Genomic DNA, 2,046 nt, shown 5'->3' with positions numbered 1-2,046 from the left:
TCGCGAGTTACAGGACTTATCAAGCAGGAGCAGCTATCGTCCGGTCAAGAATCTATCACAGATCCCAATGCTGTGGTAACAACTTCCGCACCAATGCACTTTTTAGATATGCCGTTCAGCTCAAGCGGCCCGGTAGTGTTGAATCGATTCCGCGAAAGTCATGCTAATGTCCCGTTGGAAACCGCTTGTTTTCGAGCGTCACTCTCCGTTTCAACTCTCCGCCGGAGCTTGGCGTGCGCTCCACGGCCGCCGATGGCAGGTCGGTCGCTCTTCTTAAACGGACCGTGGGGGAAGTAGCTCAGAATCAGGTCGGCAAAGGGCTTGAACAGAGGGTCGTCGGTTGCCTTGCGTTTGCGATTTACTATCCACTGGCCGTCCACCGTCACTCGCCTGAAAAAGTAACGGCCGCCCCCTGAGAAAGGGCGGCCGTCGAGGGCACCTGAGTTAGAGAGAGGGAATTTGCTTACGGGCAGGCGCCCGGTGTCGCACCACCCTGGAAGAGGAAGGCCACCAGGTAGGTCAGGTCGGACACGTTGAGTCCACCGGCGCCGTCAACGTTACCACGGGCAACGCAGCAACCGGTGTTCGTAACGGTACCCATGAAGCCGCCGTTGTAGAGGAAGCTCCAGTAGTTCATCCACATCGTGTAGCTGTCCTTGAGCGCGTACGGATCCACCGCGCCCCGATACGGCACGGCGTCAAACCACGGATCGGTCGGAGTCTTGACATTCTGGGTAGCATAACCGGTCGGGCTCGGACGAAGGTCGAGCAAGCCGTTCTGGCCGCGGTCAATGCTCGCCAGTTCCGGATTCACGAGGTTGTTATTCTTGCCAAGGACGAAGAGTGTATTCCGAACGAAATCCTGGGTCACATAGCTCGCCAGATCGGTTCCGGCGCCGTACTTCCACCAGATGTTGTTCTGGAAGTCGAAATCGCCCTGTTCGAGACGCTTGCGGCTGTCCTCGAGAAGCGGATCGGCCAAATCCTCGACAGAGATCGCCTGGCTCGTGCCGTCGATGAAGATACTATTGTAGAACGACGGAGCGCTGTTGTCGCGAATCTCAAACGTGAAGTCGTTATCGGCCGTCGCACCGGCGCCCGCTCCGACAAAGGTCACGTTGTACAGTACCGGCTGCGACAGCGGAAAACCGTCTTCCGGCGTCGTGCCGCCGTCCATCTCGGCGCAGCGGTTGGCGACATCGTCGCCCTGCACTACGAGCAGGAACTGCAGACGGCCATGATAGCCTTCATCGGTGTCAAAACCGTCGTCGCCGTTGAACGCCGCGATAAGGTACTTGCAGTCGACCGTACCGCCGAACCATTCGAAACCGTCATCCTTGTTCTGGAACACCTCGATATGATCGATCTGCGTTCCGCTGCCAAGTGCGCCCATCGTCAGACCGTTGATTTCGTTGGCCGTACCGATTTCGGTGCCGCCGTGACGGATCGAAATATAGGAGAGGATTCCGGAGTTGTGATTGTCATCCGGGCCGCCGCCGAGGTCGCCGCCGCCGTAACGGGCGCGCGGTTCGAGCGGATCGATTCCCTCGATCTGACCGAAACCGGTGGTGGTGTTGATCGTCGCCTTACCAAGGACAATCACGCCGCCCCAGAGGCCGCGACCGGCGTCGCCCTGCGGAATGTCGTATGCATCGGTGACATCGTCAAAGATCGACGTGAAGATGATCGGCTGGGAAGCGGTGCCTTGAGCGATAATGTAACCGTCGCGGGTGACTATCAGCGCCGACGACGCCGTGCCCTGACCATCCTGGGCTTTGATCACGGTACCCGGCTCGATGACGAGCGTGTCGCCGGCCTCGACCCAAATCTTGCCGCTCATTTCGTAGACATTGTCGTTGGTCCAGACCGTCCGGCCGACCACGCTGGCGTTGGTCACGACCACCACCGGCTTGCCGTTGTCGGTCGTACCCGGCTTCAGGAAGCCGCCGAAATCGAGGAAGGTCCACTTCTGCAGCCACGAATAATCGTTGGCCGGGAAAGCTCCCTGGTAGCTCACGGCGTCAAACCACGGATCGGCCGGAGCGC

The 2,046-nt window shown here is 59.3% G+C and carries 1 protein-coding gene; it reads right to left on the bottom strand.

The annotated features are described in order from the left end of the window. Positions 1-463 precede the first annotated feature (463 nt). A partial coding sequence (locus KKA81_16140; protein MBU2652457.1) for a hypothetical protein occupies positions 464-2,046 on the bottom strand: 1,583 nt, incomplete at its 5' end.

Source organism: Bacteroidota bacterium (genome assembly GCA_018831055.1).
In the GTDB taxonomy this organism is placed as follows: domain Bacteria; phylum Bacteroidota; class Bacteroidia; order Bacteroidales; family B18-G4; genus M55B132.
This window is presented reverse-complemented; position numbering and strand designations above follow the sequence as displayed.